This window comes from Bacillus sp. 7884-1 (genome assembly GCF_002272245.1).
Classification (GTDB): Bacteria; Bacillota; Bacilli; order Bacillales; family Cytobacillaceae; genus Neobacillus.
This window is the reverse complement of the sequence record NZ_NPDD01000079.1, coordinates 31,081-48,037: the sequence shown is the minus strand read 5'-3', so window position 1 is coordinate 48,037 and position 16,957 is coordinate 31,081. Positions and strand designations below refer to the sequence as shown.

20 protein-coding genes are annotated in these 16,957 nt (G+C 35.8%); 6 read left to right on the top strand and 14 right to left on the bottom strand.

What is annotated here, in order from left to right:
* From CHI06_RS10730 to CHI06_RS10715, 4 genes are all read right to left on the bottom strand, one after another.
* Positions 1-447: helix-turn-helix domain-containing protein (locus CHI06_RS10730; protein WP_142300942.1), on the bottom strand; the 447-nt coding region annotated here is incomplete at its 3' end.
* A gap of 610 nt (positions 448-1,057) precedes the next feature.
* Positions 1,058-1,780: an EcsC family protein gene (locus CHI06_RS10725; RefSeq protein WP_095248542.1), complete on the bottom strand. Its 723-nt coding sequence runs from the start codon at positions 1,778-1,780 to the stop codon at positions 1,058-1,060.
* Positions 1,781-1,807: 27 nt separating this feature from the next.
* Entirely contained in the window at positions 1,808-3,040 is a 1,233-nt protein-coding gene (locus CHI06_RS10720) for an ABC transporter permease (RefSeq protein WP_095248541.1), read from the bottom strand.
* A complete protein-coding gene (locus tag CHI06_RS10715; protein ID WP_095248540.1) occupies positions 3,033-3,773 on the bottom strand; it encodes an ABC transporter ATP-binding protein in 741 nt (246 codons plus the stop codon). The genes CHI06_RS10720 and CHI06_RS10715 overlap by 8 nt, the downstream gene beginning before the upstream one ends.
* 592 nt (positions 3,774-4,365) lie before the next feature.
* On the opposite strand from CHI06_RS10715, the gene CHI06_RS10710 reads away from it, so the two are divergent.
* Positions 4,366-4,785 (top strand): HIT family protein, encoded by a 420-nt coding sequence (locus tag CHI06_RS10710; RefSeq protein ID WP_095248539.1) that lies wholly within the window; start codon positions 4,366-4,368, stop codon positions 4,783-4,785.
* 166 nt (positions 4,786-4,951) lie between these two features.
* On the top strand, positions 4,952-5,479 hold the full coding sequence (locus CHI06_RS10705) for a tryptophan transporter (RefSeq protein ID WP_095248538.1): 528 nt from the start codon (positions 4,952-4,954) through the stop codon (positions 5,477-5,479).
* A 61-nt stretch (positions 5,480-5,540) separates the two neighbouring features.
* Here CHI06_RS10705 and CHI06_RS10700 read toward each other — a convergent pair whose 3' ends face one another.
* Entirely contained in the window at positions 5,541-5,729 is a 189-nt protein-coding gene (locus CHI06_RS10700) for a hypothetical protein (protein WP_095248537.1), read from the bottom strand.
* Positions 5,730-5,994: 265 nt separating this feature from the next.
* On the opposite strand from CHI06_RS10700, the gene CHI06_RS10695 reads away from it, so the two are divergent.
* Entirely contained in the window at positions 5,995-6,570 is a 576-nt protein-coding gene (locus CHI06_RS10695) for an HTH-type transcriptional regulator Hpr (protein ID WP_095248536.1), read from the top strand.
* Between the two features lie 3 nt (positions 6,571-6,573).
* Here CHI06_RS10695 and CHI06_RS10690 read toward each other — a convergent pair whose 3' ends face one another.
* Complete coding sequence (locus CHI06_RS10690) at positions 6,574-6,912, bottom strand: DUF1878 family protein (RefSeq protein ID WP_095248535.1); 339 nt, start codon at positions 6,910-6,912, stop codon at positions 6,574-6,576.
* Between the two features lie 235 nt (positions 6,913-7,147).
* On the opposite strand from CHI06_RS10690, the gene CHI06_RS10685 reads away from it, so the two are divergent.
* On the top strand, positions 7,148-7,327 hold the full coding sequence (locus tag CHI06_RS10685) for a hypothetical protein (protein ID WP_095248534.1): 180 nt from the start codon (positions 7,148-7,150) through the stop codon (positions 7,325-7,327).
* 82 nt (positions 7,328-7,409) lie between these two features.
* On the opposite strand, the gene CHI06_RS10680 is transcribed toward CHI06_RS10685, so the two are convergent.
* Positions 7,410-7,517: a YjcZ family sporulation protein gene (locus tag CHI06_RS10680; protein ID WP_095248533.1), complete on the bottom strand. Its 108-nt coding sequence runs from the start codon at positions 7,515-7,517 to the stop codon at positions 7,410-7,412.
* A 38-nt stretch (positions 7,518-7,555) separates the two neighbouring features.
* Positions 7,556-7,645, bottom strand: coding sequence for a YjcZ family sporulation protein (locus CHI06_RS10675; protein ID WP_095248532.1), 90 nt, complete (start codon positions 7,643-7,645; stop codon positions 7,556-7,558).
* A 328-nt stretch (positions 7,646-7,973) separates the two neighbouring features.
* On the opposite strand from CHI06_RS10675, the gene CHI06_RS10670 reads away from it, so the two are divergent.
* Positions 7,974-8,837 carry a peptidylprolyl isomerase gene (locus CHI06_RS10670; RefSeq protein ID WP_095248531.1) on the top strand — a complete coding sequence of 288 codons (864 nt, stop codon included), beginning with the start codon at positions 7,974-7,976 and terminating at the stop codon, positions 8,835-8,837.
* Positions 8,838-8,879: 42 nt separating this feature from the next.
* Here the strand turns inward: CHI06_RS10670 and CHI06_RS10665 are convergent, their stop codons facing one another.
* The 6 genes from CHI06_RS10665 to CHI06_RS10640 form a co-directional block, all read right to left on the bottom strand.
* Entirely contained in the window at positions 8,880-9,068 is a 189-nt protein-coding gene (locus tag CHI06_RS10665) for a sporulation YhaL family protein (protein WP_095248530.1), read from the bottom strand.
* 105 nt (positions 9,069-9,173) lie between these two features.
* Positions 9,174-10,118: a 3'-5' exoribonuclease YhaM gene (gene yhaM / locus CHI06_RS10660; RefSeq protein ID WP_095248529.1), complete on the bottom strand. Its 945-nt coding sequence runs from the start codon at positions 10,116-10,118 to the stop codon at positions 9,174-9,176.
* A 42-nt stretch (positions 10,119-10,160) separates the two neighbouring features.
* Positions 10,161-13,169: an ATP-binding protein gene (locus tag CHI06_RS10655; RefSeq protein WP_095248528.1), complete on the bottom strand. Its 3,009-nt coding sequence runs from the start codon at positions 13,167-13,169 to the stop codon at positions 10,161-10,163.
* Between the two features lie 9 nt (positions 13,170-13,178).
* Entirely contained in the window at positions 13,179-14,396 is a 1,218-nt protein-coding gene (locus tag CHI06_RS10650) for a metallophosphoesterase family protein (protein ID WP_095248527.1), read from the bottom strand.
* A 115-nt stretch (positions 14,397-14,511) separates the two neighbouring features.
* On the bottom strand, positions 14,512-15,765 hold the full coding sequence (locus CHI06_RS10645) for an ABC transporter permease (protein ID WP_095248526.1): 1,254 nt from the start codon (positions 15,763-15,765) through the stop codon (positions 14,512-14,514).
* Positions 15,758-16,657, bottom strand: a complete 900-nt coding sequence (locus CHI06_RS10640; protein ID WP_095248525.1) for an ABC transporter ATP-binding protein — start codon at positions 16,655-16,657, stop codon at positions 15,758-15,760. Before CHI06_RS10640 ends, CHI06_RS10645 begins: the two co-directional genes overlap by 8 nt.
* A gap of 112 nt (positions 16,658-16,769) precedes the next feature.
* On the opposite strand from CHI06_RS10640, the gene CHI06_RS10635 reads away from it, so the two are divergent.
* Positions 16,770-16,955, top strand: coding sequence for a YhzD family protein (locus CHI06_RS10635; RefSeq protein WP_095248524.1), 186 nt, complete (start codon positions 16,770-16,772; stop codon positions 16,953-16,955).
* The last annotated feature ends 2 nt before the right edge of the window (positions 16,956-16,957 follow it).

Here is a 16,957-nt window from a genome sequence, read left to right as displayed (position 1 = left end):
AACTTTTGATTGTAAAGCCTCCATAGATTCTTCGCCCGGTATTGGTTGGTTGGCTTTTGGTTTCTGTGTTTCTGTTTTCATTGTTTCTTTTTTCATGGATGGACGCCCCTTTTTCTTTGATTTAAGGGCATCAATTCCATGTTCCTCGAACTGCCTACTCCATTTTCGAATGGTAGAAGGATCAGCTATATTAAAAATAGCAGCTGTTTCATTCGGTGACGTCCCGTAATCATTCATATATTTTAGTACGTCTAGTTTAAACTCTGTTGAGAAACTTGTATAGGATTTTTGAAACGCTTCTTCACCGTTTATCTCGTATTGCTTCACCCAAGTTTTTATGAGAGAAGAGTGTACTCCAATGGAAGCCCCTATCCTACGATAACCATCATTGCCTTGTAAATAGCGCTGAACAGCCGCTAATTTATCCTCCGCACTAAATTTAGCCATAAAAAACACCCCGTAAATGTTAGAATGGTGTCTAACATTTACGGGGCAGATCACTGCTGGGCGAGTTTTTTTATTAAGAATACAAAAAACCTTATTTATACAAATATAACCTCACTTACTTGTGATAGGGTTCACCGTAATGCATCAACATGAGGTTCTCTTGGATTTTTGAGTTAAAACTCACCCCCTATTAGGGTGGCTTGTCTTAATCAGTAACCAGCAAAAGTAAAATAAGCGGAGATTTTCCGGTTAGAAGCAAAATGGAGTTCGTTTCGGGGTATATAGGGGGAGGTTTTCCGGTTATTCAAAGCAAAATCCCCCATTATAATATATTTCGAGTCAATAGGCGGAATCTCTCCGTCTATTTAAGCTAATTTCGAAGCTATTTATTAAATAAGCGGAATTTTTCCGTCTATTTAATAAATAGGATGTTTAACCCCATCCCCAACCGATATGAGCATAATAATAATAATCGTAAATTGCTATGTCTAAGTTAATAGAATTTCGTAGAAACCTTGTTAAATAAAGAAAAAGACGTATGCGAATTTTATACGTCAATTCTCTTGTCTTTTACTAACAAAGCACCCCCGAAAACGGAACCCTTTAATCACTAAAGTTCAGGGGCTTTTTCTAGGATTCTTAATCTGTATGCATTCATGGCCGTCTCACCTAATTGTTTTAATAAATTGTTATTGGCATATGCACCCACAAATGCACCGATTCCCGGCACTAACTGGAACATCTTTACTAGGTCAATATAATCTCTATATTCCTGTTGAAATTTGCGCCAATCCATTTCCACGAGCGTCTGCTTTCTCTCTTCCCAGTTTTCAATGTCAGATAAGGTTTCTCTGCGAATTTCATCACTTGAGAAAGCAAGCTGGAAGATATGCAGTAAAAATAGCCGTTCTTCAAATTCTTTTGTGTTAAATCCATAAATAGCCGCCGCTTCAAAAAGAAATTTCATTTTTATGGAAAGCAGTAATGGAAAATCGGCAAGACCCAGCAGGATTCCTCCAGCCCCAGTCCCTGCCCCCTCCACAAGGGCAGTCTTTTGAAATACAGCCGTCTTTTTTCTCATTAATTCATCACGCTCTTCTAGGCTCAGACCTGCAGCTTGATTCTTGTTCGTCGTGAGTTGGGATCCAAATAAGGTGGTTTTGACCATTCCCTTTATACTTTCTGTCATGACCTCGTGGACCTTTTCCGGGATCATTTCATTTATTTTCCCTTGAGCCTTTTTGGATATTCGATTCATCATCCCTGAACGTCTTGTTAATTTCCTTTTCCATTCAACCACTTCACCGTATACCTTTAACTCATATTCGTTCATGCTCCCACTCCCCTCAGCAAAAGAATATTAGATTTTTTCCGAATCCATTCTTGCTTTTAGCCTTTTCTTACTATAAACATTTACAAATAAAGTGCTAAATAATAATCCTGAGAGCAGGACTGCTAACGAAAAGAGCCATTCCCCTTTTATCAAAACAATCATGAAAAAAACGGTGGATTGAATATAGAGAATCGTTCTTAGAATAGAATAGAATGCAGCTGTTTTATGTTTTTGAGATACTGGATATAAGTCAATCCAAAGCTTGTTTTGGTGATGATTCCATAAGGGCAGCAGTTGAAATCCAGTTAGATAAATAAACAACAGTGACAGAACGATTTGCCCCCACCCAAAGGAAATAAAGTACAGTGCTAAAGCTCCGATTACAGTTAGACGAATAAAAAGACCTAAATAATCAGATGCTCTCAGGAATGTTCGTGCAAATAAGTAATGGTAGGTTTTATTCTGTGAAAAAGAAATGGATTGAATAAATATGTCTAACCATTTTCTTCTCTTAACCGTATCCTTTAATTTCGGTACATCTGTGAATAAATTAGCTAAACGATAAAAGGAAGCCATACGCTTCTCTTCTTGAGTAATAAGTAAATCCCACTTCAACCCCATTTTTTTCGTTCTAACATAAAAGGATTGATAGTAAAATGCCAAAATTAAGGCAAATATTAGTAATAAGAGTATATTGGCGTTGCTAAATAATAAAAAAGTAAAGATTACATTTATGAAATAACGGACGAACATGTCCCAAATATAAACCGATGGCTGAACATAATAGTGAATTCTCCAGTTAAGTGCAAGGTTCCATGCTTTTATGATCAATAACACCAGTAAAAAAATAAAAAACGATTGAAAACCATTTGCACTAACGTGTGCATACATCGGCATCAAAATGGCTAACACCATTAATAAGATATATCCTTGAAAGATTAGACTTAGTAACCCAGATTGCAAGAAATACCTCTTTAACCTTGTTTCAAGTGGTATTAAAAATACCTGATCTGCCTCAAGCAAAAAAGTATACACAGGACTGTGTGTTAATAACATCCCTAGTATTAACGCAATAATAATTTCTGCAGGGAATTCTTGTGATAATGAACTTATCCATTCTTGATAATAAAAGGCAGCCGTACCAATTAGAAATAACAGGACAACAACAAGATGACCATTTAATATATAACGAAGATAAGTGCCAAATTCTTTTAGACGATGAACAGATCTGTCCTTCCATAGCTTTTTCTCATCAAACATATTTTTCTTCCTTCGTTAATTGGATATATAAATCATCTAATGAAGCTGTCGGCATTGAAAATTGCTTTCTGAGTTCATCAAGTGTCCCTTTTGCACGAACCTTTCCTTCATGCAGAATGATAAATGAGTCACAGTATTTTTCCGCAGTGGTAAGAATATGGGTTGACATTAGTATACCTGCACCGTTTTCTTTCATTTTTTTCATTAAATCAAGCAATGATTGAATCCCAAGTGGGTCAAGACCAACAAATGGTTCATCCACTATATAAAGAGATGGCTGCACCAAAAAGGCGCACATAATCATTACTTTTTGTTTCATCCCCTTGGAAAAATGAGCTGGGAACCATTTCAGTCTTTTTTCCATTCGAAATTCAGCTAATAATTTCTCAATTCGTGCTTTATATGTAGTCTCATCTAAACCATATGCCATTGCCGTTAATCTCAAATGTTCCTCGAGGGTTAGTTCTTCGTATAAAACAGGTGTTTCTGGAACAAAAGTAAACATTTTTCGGTAAGCCTCTTTATCTTCTGTTATCGTACGTCCATTTATTTTCACTTCTCCGCGATGTGGTTCCATTAAACCAATAATATGTTTAATCGTTGTACTTTTCCCAGCACCATTCAGTCCAATTAATCCAACTAATTCTTTTTCGTTTACTTCGAAGGATACATCTTTTAAAACAGGATTCCTTGTATATCCGCCAGTTAGTCCTTCAATTGATAATAAAGACATGATTTCCGTCCTTCCTATATCATGATTTCCTTACATTTTACCAAATCGCAGTTGATAAAAATAGGAATTCAAATTTTTGTTACTTTTTTTGTATATTTAAAATCAAAACGGACATCATAATATTCGAAGGGGAAACACCTACTACTCGATGAAGTGATTCATCAAAATTTGAAATGAGGTGTCTGTCAAAGACATTTAACTTTTCAAACAAGTAGCTTCTAAACGTTTCTAATAAGGGGATGGTTGTTTTGCACAAGTTGCCTTGTAACCATTTAGAGTTCAAATAACACCAGCTATTTATCAAAAAAATAAATGAGGTGTTTACCGCAGATTATCATCCGTTTTTATAAGTTGGGAAAACTATAAAAACACATAGGGGATGGTCAGCTTGAACAAAGATTACTGTTTATAAAAAAACACTAAATTGCCAAATGAGGTGTTTATCAAACGTAATTCCTGAATGAACGTATAAAATGAAGCAATCCCCTTCGAGAGGACAGGATTCCATGCGGATCCTGTCTCTTTCTTTTTTTATTGCTAATACATATGGTAAAATACGGATATCAAAGTTAATAAAGGGGTTGTCAATTCAATGAGCGATTGTATTTTTTGTAAAATAGTTAATGGTGAAATACCAGCAGCAAAAGTATTCGAAAATGAATATGTTATGGCCTTTTTAGATATCAGTCAGGTAACAAAAGGACATACACTAGTCATTCCTAAGGTACATAAAGAAAATTTGTTTGAACTCACTCCTGACATCGCTAAAAACCTTTTCGAATCTGTTCCAGCAATTGCAAATGCATTAAAAGAAGAGTATAAGCCACTCGGCTTAAATTTAGTGAATAATAATGGTGAACAAGCGGGTCAAACGGTCTATCACTTCCATGTGCATTTAATTCCACGCTATGGTCAAGGAGACGGATTTGGTGCGGTTTGGAAATCAAATACGAGCGATTATACTCCACAAACCCTAAAAGAAATGGCAGCAAATATCAGCAAGCATTTTTAAAAGAAAGAATAAATTATCTGAAAATTATATCTTTATTATTTTTATATACCTGTGCTATAATGATAACAAGTTTTTCGCTGTAGACATTTAGCGTACTACAGGAGAAACAAATAGCGAGGTGAAAGAGAAAGCCTTTCACCCTTAGTCAGCAGAGGAGAGATGAGAAATGAATACAAAGAATCTAGTAGTCCTATCACTTTTAGCGGGAATTGGGGTAGTCTTGCACACGGTGATGCCAGCCTTTCTTACCATTAAACCAGATATGATGCTTGCAATGATGTTTTTAGGAATTATTCTGATTCCAGATATTAAGAGTGTTATGCTGTTGTCCATTGTGACTGGAGCATTATCTGCTCTTACAACTGGTTTTCCTGGCGGCCAGATTCCAAATATCATTGATAAGCCCATTACTGCTTTGGTCTTTTTTGGAATATTTTTGGCATTAAAGAAATACCGTAATTCTATCATAAGTGTTGCAGTATTAACTGCAATTGGGACATTGGTTTCAGGATCTGTCTTTTTAGGAGCAGCCCATTTCATTGTTGGCCTGCCAAGTTCTTTCGCTGCACTTTTTGCTGCAGGTGTCTTACCTGCAATTGCCCTGAATACAATTATTATGGTTATTTTGTATCCTGTTGCACTTTCAGTTGCCAAAAGAACGAAGTCGTCATCATCTATTATCATTTCCAAATAATACAGAGAGAAAAGAACCTAAGAAAGGTTCTTTTCTTTCTATAATTCCTGACAATAGTTGATTAAAAACTTGATAGTATAATAGCCACTAACAAAAGTATTCCTCCACCTCCTGCTAATGCTGAAGCTCTTTTCTTCAAGACTTGCTTAGGTGGATAAAATCCTGGTCTTTTTAAGGCTAACGTATTCCAAATAGCACCGACAATGAGCAATACACTAAGTAAAAAAAGAATCGTACTTACGCTTTTCATATCCTACCCCCTATTGAAGACCCAAGAGTTGATACTTTCATTCATATGTTTTAGTGTCCTTCTCTATGTAGAATATTCAAAAGGTTGAAATTATTAGGAGGAAAAACGGAAAAAAACATAAAAATTCTTATAGATTTTAATAAAAATAAATTTTTCAAGTAGAAAAATACGTAATTTCTAAAAATTTTGTGAATTTACACTTTATTAATTTTTACTTTATTGGCATAATGTTAATAGAGAAATAAAAAAGTAGGTGAAATTGGGGATGTCGGAGAAACAGTATTCAATGAAAGAAGCGATGCTATTTAGCCAGCGTATTGCACAGTTAAGTAAAGCCTTGTGGAAATCAATTGAGAAAGATTGGCAGCAATGGATAAAGCCTTTTGATTTAAATATCAATGAACATCATATCCTTTGGATTGCATACCATTTAAATGGGGCTTCCATTTCCGATGTGGCAAAGTTTGGGGTCATGCATGTCTCAACAGCGTTTAATTTTTCAAAAAAGTTAGAAGAAAGAGGATTGCTTCAATTTTCAAAGAAAGAGAATGATAAAAGGAATACTTATATTCAACTCACCCCTGAAGGTGAAGAGATTTTTCTTCGTATAATGGAATCCTATCAGCCAAACGGCAATGCTGCATTCACTGGAGCTTTACCGTTAAGAGACCTATATGGAAAGTTTCCCGATATTATTGAAATGATGGCAATAGTTCGCAATATCTATGGAGATGATTTTATGGAGATCTTTGAGCGTTCTTTCCATAACATCGAAACAGAATTTAACGAAGATGCTGGTAAGCTTAGGAAGTCTGTGAAAACTGAAAAAGAACTACTTTAATGTTTAAAGGCACTTATGGAACTCTCTAAAAAGAGGTTCGTATAGTCGTTGATTTAAACAAGTTTGAATTACTTCCTTCACGTCAAATTTTGCTGGCAACGAATATAAAAACTCATTGAAAAGCGGATGAAAATTAATAAAACCTTCCGCTTTTTGTTCTTCCATTTTTTTGTTCATTTCCTCACAAAGTTTGTTGAAGGCTTGTACTTCCTGTTCTGATATCCCATTTTCAATGACCAATCTATAGAATTCGAGATTGGGGGCAGATAACATTTTTAATAGCAGCCTTTGATGGTATTCAAGAAGATTCACTCTAATTTGTAATTCAGCATATTTATCCATACATTTCGACCTCCGAACATTCTTATACTTTTCTTATATTCATTATTTACCTTATTAAGTCATAGGTAAACCTTTTTCTTAAATGGTTTTGTTCCTTGGTAAACATGACCTAGAAAACTTTATTGGCAGCAATTTCAATTTATTTCCTACTTTACTACCAATCCTTTTAACTATCTTTTTTTGTAAATTTTTGATAATGTATTAACATAAATGAACATCAGGGAGGGAATCGTTGATGATCTCCATTTTTATTGTCTTGGCCATTTTTATTTTATATTATGTTAACAAAATGACCAATTCCCTTTGTATTCAAAAGGATATCCCAGAGGAACGTCAGCACAAAGTATTTCGCACAATAAATGTACTTGTCACGATATTACTGATTTCATCCTATGTAGAAATACTGTATACATAGGCTTAATTCATGTAGGTTTATATTGTAACAAACAAATAGAAGCGATGAGAATTATCTCATCGCTTTTAATTTTGTCTTCAGGTTAGAGCCAAGAAGCCCCAATAATTATTAACAGGATGAAAAGAACTACGATTAACGCAAATCCTCCACCGTGGAATCCATAACCAGACACACAATTCTCCCCTTTCATAAGTGGTAAGCTGTTGTCTGCATCATTTTAAATTTTCATTAGCAAATCCAAGATGCTCCAACAATAATCAATAGAATGAATAGGACTACAATCAATGCAAATCCTGCTCCGTGTCCACCACTCATCATAATACCTCCTTTATTGTTTACTACGATATACTATTCAAGCTGTATTCATTTCGACTAGGCTCTTACCTTATTTTCTTATGAAAAAAGTCCACCTTTTTCATAATGGGTAATGATCCATTGAGAATCTCCTGCTTAGTACCTAGGCAGTTGAACAGTATTCCTTTTTTCTTACATTGTATCGTATGTACAAATTCCGAAATCGCGATAGGTATATGCCCAAAATTCTGTAAACAACACAGGAAATATTTTTGCAGTGGTTACCATTTATGTTATAGTATAGTTTGTGGACAAAAACCCACAAGAATTTACTGTTTAGGAGAGGTTCCTCATGAAAAAATGGATGTTAGCCCTTACATTAGCTGGCGGGGTTATTGCCTTAAGCGCATGTAATCAAAGCGGTTCTACTGTGGCAGAAAGCAGTGCTGGAGATGTTACACAGGATGAACTTTATGAAGCAATGAAGGAAAAGGTGGGGGCACAAGCATTACAACAGCTTGTCTATGAAAAAGTCCTTTCCGAGAAATACAAAGTAACGGAGAAAGAATTAGATGCCAAGGTTGCTGAATTAAAAGAGCAGCTTGGAGAAAACTTTGAAGCTGCATTAGCGCAATACGGCTACGCGGATGAAAATGCTTTTAAAGAAACAATGAAACTCGGCATGATGCAAGAAAAGGCTGCTATGAAGTCAATCAAAGTAACAGATAAAGAAGTAAAGGAATACTACGATAACTATAAGCCTGAAATTAAGGCTCGTCATATTCTTGTTGCGGATGAAAAGACAGCATTAGAAGTGAAATCAAAACTTGATGCTGGAGAGAAATTTGAAGATGTAAGCAATACTTATTCTACGGATGAAGCGGCTAAAGCAGCTGGCGGAGACTTAGGATGGTTTGGTCCGGGAGCGATGGATCCTGCTTTTGAAGAGGCAGCATATGCACTTAAAAAGGATGAAATCAGTGCACCTGTGAAAACATCATTTGGATATCATGTTATTCAATTGACGGACAAAAAGGAGAAAAAGTCCTTTGAAGAAATGAAAGAACAAATGGAAAAAGAATTAAAATCTTCAAAATTAACCACCGAAAAGATTAATGAAATCATGCAAAAAGAAATTAAGGATGCAAAAGTGAAGATAAGTGATAAAGACTTAGAAAACGCTCTTGACCCACAAACTGCACCAGCACAACAATAAAGCAAAAAGAAGGAACTCTGAATAATCGAGTCCCTTCTTTTTTTATTCCGCAGTGATCCTTTCTCCTTCACGTCTTTCTTTTTCTTCTTCTAGACGGGTTAAATATATCTCTCCCTCTTTTTCTATATTTTCCATTTCTAACAAACGTTCTTCTCTGCCTGTTTTGATTGCCATCAACGCACTAATTACAATACCAACCACGACTGCATATACCCAAATAGGAATAGTCATTTATTATTGCTCCCTTCGTTAGTGGTTGTCCACTTTTTATACAACATATTCGAGTAATATATAAATATTCTATGAGCTCAAAAAAAATAACCCAATTGGGTTATTTTATTTATGAAAGATTGGCTTATAAAATGAGCGGTTATCTAAGGCATATACTCTTTCAGTAAATTCTCCAGGTTTCACTCTTTCTAAGGCTCGATCGAGCATGTTCATTTTTGCGTCAAGATTATCGATATAGTGAAGAATTTCAGCTTCTTTAATTAACGGCGGCTTTGGACTTCCCCACTCCGCTTTTCCATGGTGGCTTAACACAAGGTGCTGAAGAATTAAAACTTCCTCACCAACTATTCCTAGCTCCTCAGCGGCTTTGCCGATTTCATTTACCATTATCGTAATATGACCAAGTAAATTTCCTTCAACGGTATAAACAGTAGAAATGGGTCCTGATAATTCCACAACCTTACCCATATCATGCAAAATCACGCCTGCATAAAGTAAGTCCTTATCGAGACTTGGATATAGTGTTGCAATGGATTTTGCCAAATCAAGCATACTTACAACATGATAGACTAGTCCTGATACAAACTCGTGATGATTCTTCGTAGCTGCTGGATATTCTAGAAAAGCCTGCTGGTGCTTTTTCAATAAATGACGGGTAATTCTTTGGATGTTTGGGTTTTTCATGTCAAAAATATATTGTGTCAGTTTACTTGTCATTTCCTCTTGGCTTAATGGAGCCGTAGCTAAAAAATCCTCCAACTTTACTGAATCACTAGGTCCTGTTCTTCGAATCTGGCGAATTTTCAGCTGGCTTTTACCGCGATAGTTATGAGTATCCCCGATAATTTTAACAATTTTTTGTGCAATGTAATTCTTTTCATCCTCTTCATTAGCGTCCCAAAGTTTTGCTTCTATCTCACCGCTTTGATCTTGAAGAATAAGGGTTAGGAATGGCTTTCCATTACTCGCTATCCCTTTTGTGGCGCTTTTGATAAGTAAATACAGATCAACCTGTACACCAAAATCATAATTTAAAATTCCTTTATTCATCTTGCTCTCTCCTTCCCATTAGTACAAGTATAACATTCTCTATCAAATTACTTCGACTGCTCCCTTATGAAGATACAGAACGTTTTCAGGTTGAAAGTATTGAAGTAAATGTGTATGACAGGTAAAGAATAAAATTTGATTATGTTCAAGTTTTGTTAATAACTCCATCACCTTTTTTGTACGGCTTGAGTCAAAATTTACAAAGCTATCATCGATGATGATTGGAAAGTGATACTTTTCATATAGTGTAGTGGCAAGCGCAAGTCTAATAGAAACATATACCTGCTCTGCAGTAGCTTGACTTAACTCATTTGCCTCAAATAAGGTATGATCACTTCTTTCAATCAGAAAGCCAGATCCGGACTGCTGCAGGTGGATACGCTCATATTGTTCCTCAGTAAGAAAAAATAGGTATTCCTCTGCTTTAGCCAGCATTCTAGGTAAATGGACGGTTTTATACTTTTCAACCGTTTTTGATAGGATGTTTTGAGCTAAAGAAAAAACTGACCATTCCTTTGCTGCTTCTTCTAACTCAAACTTTTGCTGTTTATAGTGATGAAGGATTTCAGAGTAGGACCCGCCTTCTTCAAGAAGTTGAATCTGGTAGTTAACAGCTGCTTGCTTTTCTTGCAGTTCAATCAATCTAGAGGATAAAGTTTCTTTCTCCGCATGATAATGGATTAATAGTCCTTCTACATTATGAATTTGTAAGAGTCTTTCTATTTCTTCTTCCTTTAGAAAGGAATATTGGACCTGCTTACCTATATCTGCAAGCCTATCGATCAGCTTACTCTTCTTTTCTACTTTTTTACCAAGCTCATAGTATGCCTCTTCTTCCTCTACATCGGCTTCGTCAAGGAGCTTTTTCTTTTCCGAAATTAGATGGTTCTGCTCCTGCTTCATTTGATTAAGGTCTGCCTCAAGGTCATCAAGCTTTTCTTGCTTTTCTTGAATTTTTATTAATTTTCCATGCTCCTCCTTTAATTTATTCCGCAATAAAAAGGCAATTTTGGAAAAATCACTACCTTCCTCTGCTAGATATTGTTTTGAGTAAAATGTGAGTCTTTTCGTAATGTTTGCCTGTTCCTGATTAATATTTTCCAACCTTGCAAGCAAATGCTTTTTTTCTCTTCCTACTTGTTTATATTGTTCAATTAGCTGAAATGCTTCTAGGAAAAATGTTTCGGCAATATATTCAGGTATATGAAGTTCACTACTCAATTTCATTAATATTTCCTTATTTTCTGCTGCTTCGGTTTCCCATTCCTCAAATTTCCTAATTACATTCTCATACTGTGTTTGCTGCTGTTCAAGCTTTATTTTTAACAGCAGATACTGCTCTTTCCGAAGATTATCTTGATCCAATTTTTCTTGAATGGCTGGGATATTACTATTTTTATATTCCTCTAATTTTTGTATTAACTTTTTTTCATTTTCTAACAACTGACTTAGAGCCTGATGGATCTTGGTTTCATTTTTATGGGCAAGGTTTTTACTAAGAAAAACACCAATTAGTAAGCTTCCTAATACACCAACAACTAACAGTGTCCATTGCTTAGTAAACAAACCATAAAGTGTTAGAACTAGCAGTATCGCACCAATGGTTAGAAATTGAATTTGTTTTTGCTTGTTTATCTTTGTAAATGTTTTTTTGTCCTGCTCATGAGTATGTTGATAATACTCTATTTTATCTTGGACTGCCTTTAGTTCGTATTCTACTTTTCTTTTTTCACCTTCCACATGTACTACCTTTTCAAGCTTTGCTCTTTCATGAGCTGGAATCATTTGTGTTTTGGCAATGCGAACTTTTCCTTCCAGCTCCTCAAGAGCACTTTTTTCTTCACGAAATTTCTCTTCAAGGTCCTGCTTTATTTCTAAAAGCTTTTGCTTCTTACCTGCTGTCTGCTCCACCTGATTTTTCATATAGATATTGGTGTTTATCGTTAGGACTTCTTCTTCCCTTAGAGGTAAGTGTAGTTTTTCATTTATGTTGGAGATTTTTTCTTCTAAATCTGCTACTTTCAATTCGCACTGTTGTTTTTCTAGCGTCAACTGCTCATAGATGGGAATTTGGTCTAGCGCAGCAAGAAGCTGAGACTCATCAGCGAGCAATTCCTTTTCTGGCTGTATAGAGGCAACTTCTTTTTTTAATTGTGCGATTCTTTCCATTAAACTTGAAATCTGAGCATTATAAGGGTAGATTAGCTGATTTACTTTTTCTAGCCGTTCAACACCTCTAACAGGGAATGAACTTTCCCCTAATAACTTGATTTCAGAGGTGATCCATCTTTCCTCTTTGACAAGTGAATGGATCCTCTGCCACTCATTTAATTTTTCAACCTCGCCTTTTACTTCCTGCAGAGAATTATTTATCCTCTCTACTTCCTTTTGTATACTTTCTTTATCTGAAACTAGAGCTTCGTATTCTTGATTTTTAGCTGCAGCCTTTTTTAGTTCGCCACTAAGTTCGTGAAGGGCTTTAAGTTTTTCATTAACCACAGGCTTCTTTCCACTTGGTTTAAAGCGTGCTTCTATTTCCTTCTGGAGTTCTGCCTCTGACTTTTGCAGCCGTTCTGTTCCAAGTGTACCAGTTGAAAATAAAAACTTGCCTAATTCCTCCCCTTTCATTTGGTGGATATTTTGCAGCCCATGTATATTGAATGAAAAAATTGCCTGGAATAACCCTTTATCCATATTTCCAAGTAATTGCTTAAGAAGAGTCTCATCGCCTGTCGTTCCGTCCGCGAGCGTTACCGTAACATCCCCAGAAGCTTTTCCTCTAACCCTCTCAATCGTGGCAATTCCAAGCTCATCAAATAAAATTCTTAGCTTCCCGCCATAATTTGATCCGTTTTTTGGCACATAGCGAAGTTCTGAAGATTGCTTAGTTGGGAACCCAAATAGTATTCCATGAATAAATGCCATAATCGTGGATTTTCCTGCTTCATTTTCACCATAAAACACTTGAAAATCAGATAGGTCTTTAATGACCGTATTATTTAATTGACCAAAGCCGTATATATGTATCTCCTGGATTTTCAGGCTAATCATCTCCCTTCTCTATTGATACAATAATCCGATTAATAGTTTCTCTGCTTTTTCCAATAATCCTTTCTGTTCACCTTCTGTTAAAATTTTTAAGTATTTTCTGCCCATTTGATGTTCGTATAATGGGGCTAATGCAGCTTCAGGATTTTGAAAGTCATCAATAGTTGCAAACAACTCAGAAAAAAAATCTGCTTCTTTCATTAAGCTTTTTCTATCTAGCTGCTGGTTATCCTCAAGGGATAAATTAACAATCCAAACAAATGATTCTTCATCATTTTCATAATCTACTAGTAATTCTAGAAGGTCAGTATCTAGAACTCTTTTCTCTTGGAAATCATCCAATTGAACATTTTTCAAGTTCATGGTAAGCAGCGTTCCAATACCGGCTTTACGATAACGTTCAATGGTAATTTGACATAATTGAAAGATTTCTTGAAAGCTTTGTGCCGAAGCAGCATCGACAGAAACTTCTTCCCAAACCACATCTGAAGTTGCAACAAATTCCTTTTTTGCCTCTAGTTCATTCAACGTAATACAATAACATCCCTTTACTCCAACTTCCTTCTTATTACGTCCTTGGAGGTTTCCTGGATAAATGATTGGCGGGGTTTCAGATAATATCATCCGTTTATGGATATGTCCTAAAGCCCAATAATCAAATTCTTTCTCATGAAGGTCCTTGATAGTAAATGGGGCGTAATTATCGTGGTCAGTACCGCCGCCTTCATTTCCATGGAGTATTCCGATATGGAAATCCGCACGCTCTTGTTTTTGATAGTCATCTATTCTTTTATCAAGAATATGACGCTGTAGATAACTAAAGCCGTATAAATGGACTTTTTCTCCACGTTTTGTATGGAATATTTTCATTTCAACATCACTGCTAAAAAAATGTACATTCGAGGGCATATCTAGGTGTACCCATGAGCCACTTAGATGATCATGGTTTCCATGAATAACATAAACAGGAATACCTTTTTGTGAGAGCTTTTTCATTTCATTCCGGAAACGTGATTGTGCACGTAAGCTTCTGTCTTCACCATCATATAAATCCCCAGCTAAAATAACAAAATCGACGTTGTTATCGATAGCTGCTGAAGTGAGCTTCCCTAAAGCTGTGAAAGTACTTTCTCTCACTCTTGAAAGGATGTTAGCAGGCAAATGCTTTAAGCCAACCATCGGGCTGTCCAAATGCAGGTCAGCAGCGTGTATAAATGAAATCTGTTTCATAATCAAGCTCCTTTCAGTGAGTTTTTCTTTATTGTAACATCCTAAAAATGCGAATGCACGTTCTGAGTGAAAAAATCAAAAGAGCTTTGCCTTTTTTAGACAAAGCCCTCACATTTTATTCTTTTTTTGTTAATTGCAAAGCCTTTTTTATATCCTTGAAAGAATTTGACTTTCCGTACATTAATACTCCACCGCGGTAAACACGAGCACCAAATACAGCTAAGAAAATTATAGTCGAAAGCAGGATCGTAATCCCTAATGCTGTTTCCCAAACTGGAATATTGAGCATACCTACTCGTAAAAACATAATCATTGGGGTGAAGAAAGGTATATAGGATGTAATGACAATAAAAGGCGAATCCGGTTTGCCGAGACCGAACATCGCAATCATAAATCCTGCTACAACGAGTAATGTCATTGGAGTAATCATTTGCTGCACATCTTCAATCCTGCTCACCAATGAACCTAGAAAGGCGGCAAGGGTTGCATAGAGGAAATAGCCCAGAATAAAGAAGATAACCGCATACGCAATGGTTGATAACGAAATATTACCAAATCCAAAATCGTCAAAAAAACCACCTTCTAATGAAGACATATTCCGTTTAATCGAAAAATACCCTACTGATAAAAGTACTGCAAGCTGAGTTAAGCTTAAAAGACCAATTCCCAGTATTTTTGCAAACATCTGCTTGATTGGTGATACACTGGAAATCAGGATTTCCATCACCCTTGAAGACTTCTCTGTGGCAACTTCCATGGCAATCATACTAGCATACATGATAACAGCAAAATAGATGACAAACAGCAGAACATAAACAAGTCCCCTAGCTTGATTCAATTCCTCTTCCGTTTTTGCATTTTTTTCAAGAGCAATTTTCTCAAAAGAAACTGGTTCATAAAGTTGTTGGAGCTGCTCTGGTGTTAGATTAATTTTCGAAGCCGCAAACATAGTTTTCATTTGTTGAAGTCCTGCCTGAAGATCAGTAAATAATGATGAATCCGCTACACTCATTGCTTTATATGTAGCTTCTGGCAATTCCTCTGCATCATAACGCAGCTGGACAAAACCTGCATATTCTCCTTCTTCTACTGCCTTTTCAGCCTCTTTCTCTGTGCCGTCGAACTCTGTCAGTTGAAGGTTTTTATTTAAAGCACGCATTTGTTCTTTAAGCGGTACATATAGCTGACCTGTTTCATCTAAAACAGCAACCTTTTCTTTGCCTCCGTCTTTATCAAAAACCTTGATAATACTATTCATATTGGTTAATGCTAGAGTGATGACTACGGTCAACAATGTTGTAATTAAAAATGACTTTGTTTTTAATTTATTTACATACGTATGAATTAAAATAATCCAAAATTTATTCATAGGAATCACCTACTTTCTCGATAAAAATATCATTTAAAGAAGGCTCTTCAAGGTCAAATTTTCTGATGAATCCTTTGTTTACGATATCCTTTAGTATTTTTTCTGCAATGTATTCTCCCTCGATTTGCAGATGTATTCCCTCTGTTGTCGATTTAGTCTTAAACACTCCTGGATAATCCTTCAGAGAATCCAAAGGAAAATCAGCATGAATAACAAGGTTCTTTTTACCAAATGCACGTTTTATTTCTTTTAAAGAACCATGCAAAACCTGTGTTCCTTTATGCATAATACAAAGATGCTCACACATCTCTTCAACATGGTGCATTTGGTGGCTTGAAAAAACAATGGTCGTTCCCTGTTCCTTTAAAGAGAGTACTGCCTCTTTTAGCATTTCAACGTTAACTGGATCCAAACCGCTGAATGGCTCGTCGAGAATTAATAATTTTGGTTTATGTATGACTGCTGCAATAAATTGAATTTTCTGTTGGTTCCCTTTTGAAAGTTCTTCTACTTTCTTATTTTCATATTCTGGAACTTTAAATCTCTCCAGCCAATATTTCAATTCAGAAATTGCTTCACTTTTAGCCATTCCTCTTAATCTCGCAAGGTAGACAATTTGTTCGCTGACCTTTAATTTTGGGTATAAACCTCTTTCTTCAGGAAGGTAGCCAACTAAATGACTTGTGGAATAATTGATAGGCTGATTTTCCCAGGTAATCCTGCCCTCACTAGAATCCAGCAGCCCTAAGATCATTCGAAATGTTGTCGTCTTCCCTGCACCATTTGCTCCTAAAAAGCCAAACATTTCTTTTTCAGGTATTACAATGGATAAATTCTTCACTGCGGTAAAATCACCAAATCGCTTTGTGACATGTTCAAGTTTTAAAACCATACCAATTCCCCCTCAGAATTACTACGTATTTCCATATGAAAAGTTTCACCTTTACAATATATCAATAATTATGCGAATATTATAATATTATCGAAAATTAGGAGGATGTAAAATGAAAACTTACAAGTTAACTGCCTTTGAAGCAAATGGGGAAAAAATAGTAGATGAAGCGTTTCAAGCTGATCATGATGAAGCGGCAAAAGAATTAGCTGAAAAACTATTGGCAGAAAAGAATTTACTAGAAAAAACACATCGCTGCACATCACCAAGTGGAAAGCTTTTGCTGTTCCATTCGTAGTT

What these genes read in the sequence shown, in the direction of transcription:
- yhaM (WP_095248529.1), bottom strand. Translation starts at nt 10,118, where the DNA reads ATGAATAAAGGAATTTTAAATTATGATTTTGGTGTACAGGTTGATCTG.
- CHI06_RS10725 (WP_095248542.1), bottom strand. Translation starts at nt 1,780, where the DNA reads ATGAACGAATATGAGTTAAAGGTATACGGTGAAGTGGTTGAATGGAAA.
- CHI06_RS10655 (WP_095248528.1), bottom strand. Translation starts at nt 13,169, where the DNA reads ATGATTAGCCTGAAAATCCAGGAGATACATATATACGGCTTTGGTCAA.
- CHI06_RS10670 (WP_095248531.1), top strand. Translation starts at nt 7,974, where the DNA reads ATGAAAAAATGGATGTTAGCCCTTACATTAGCTGGCGGGGTTATTGCC.
- CHI06_RS10640 (WP_095248525.1), bottom strand. Translation starts at nt 16,657, where the DNA reads ATGGTTTTAAAACTTGAACATGTCACAAAGCGATTTGGTGATTTTACC.
- CHI06_RS10650 (WP_095248527.1), bottom strand. Translation starts at nt 14,396, where the DNA reads ATGAAACAGATTTCATTTATACACGCTGCTGACCTGCATTTGGACAGC.
- CHI06_RS10690 (WP_095248535.1), bottom strand. Translation starts at nt 6,912, where the DNA reads ATGGATAAATATGCTGAATTACAAATTAGAGTGAATCTTCTTGAATAC.
- CHI06_RS10715 (WP_095248540.1), bottom strand. Translation starts at nt 3,773, where the DNA reads ATGTCTTTATTATCAATTGAAGGACTAACTGGCGGATATACAAGGAAT.
- CHI06_RS10675 (WP_095248532.1), bottom strand. Translation starts at nt 7,645, where the DNA reads ATGATGAGTGGTGGACACGGAGCAGGATTTGCATTGATTGTAGTCCTA.
- CHI06_RS10635 (WP_095248524.1), top strand. Translation starts at nt 16,770, where the DNA reads ATGAAAACTTACAAGTTAACTGCCTTTGAAGCAAATGGGGAAAAAATA.
- CHI06_RS10710 (WP_095248539.1), top strand. Translation starts at nt 4,366, where the DNA reads ATGAGCGATTGTATTTTTTGTAAAATAGTTAATGGTGAAATACCAGCA.
- CHI06_RS10665 (WP_095248530.1), bottom strand. Translation starts at nt 9,068, where the DNA reads ATGACTATTCCTATTTGGGTATATGCAGTCGTGGTTGGTATTGTAATT.
- CHI06_RS10645 (WP_095248526.1), bottom strand. Translation starts at nt 15,765, where the DNA reads ATGAATAAATTTTGGATTATTTTAATTCATACGTATGTAAATAAATTA.
- CHI06_RS10720 (WP_095248541.1), bottom strand. Translation starts at nt 3,040, where the DNA reads ATGTTTGATGAGAAAAAGCTATGGAAGGACAGATCTGTTCATCGTCTA.
- CHI06_RS10680 (WP_095248533.1), bottom strand. Translation starts at nt 7,517, where the DNA reads ATGAAAGGGGAGAATTGTGTGTCTGGTTATGGATTCCACGGTGGAGGA.
- CHI06_RS10700 (WP_095248537.1), bottom strand. Translation starts at nt 5,729, where the DNA reads ATGAAAAGCGTAAGTACGATTCTTTTTTTACTTAGTGTATTGCTCATT.
- CHI06_RS10695 (WP_095248536.1), top strand. Translation starts at nt 5,995, where the DNA reads ATGTCGGAGAAACAGTATTCAATGAAAGAAGCGATGCTATTTAGCCAG.
- CHI06_RS10705 (WP_095248538.1), top strand. Translation starts at nt 4,952, where the DNA reads ATGAATACAAAGAATCTAGTAGTCCTATCACTTTTAGCGGGAATTGGG.
- CHI06_RS10685 (WP_095248534.1), top strand. Translation starts at nt 7,148, where the DNA reads ATGATCTCCATTTTTATTGTCTTGGCCATTTTTATTTTATATTATGTT.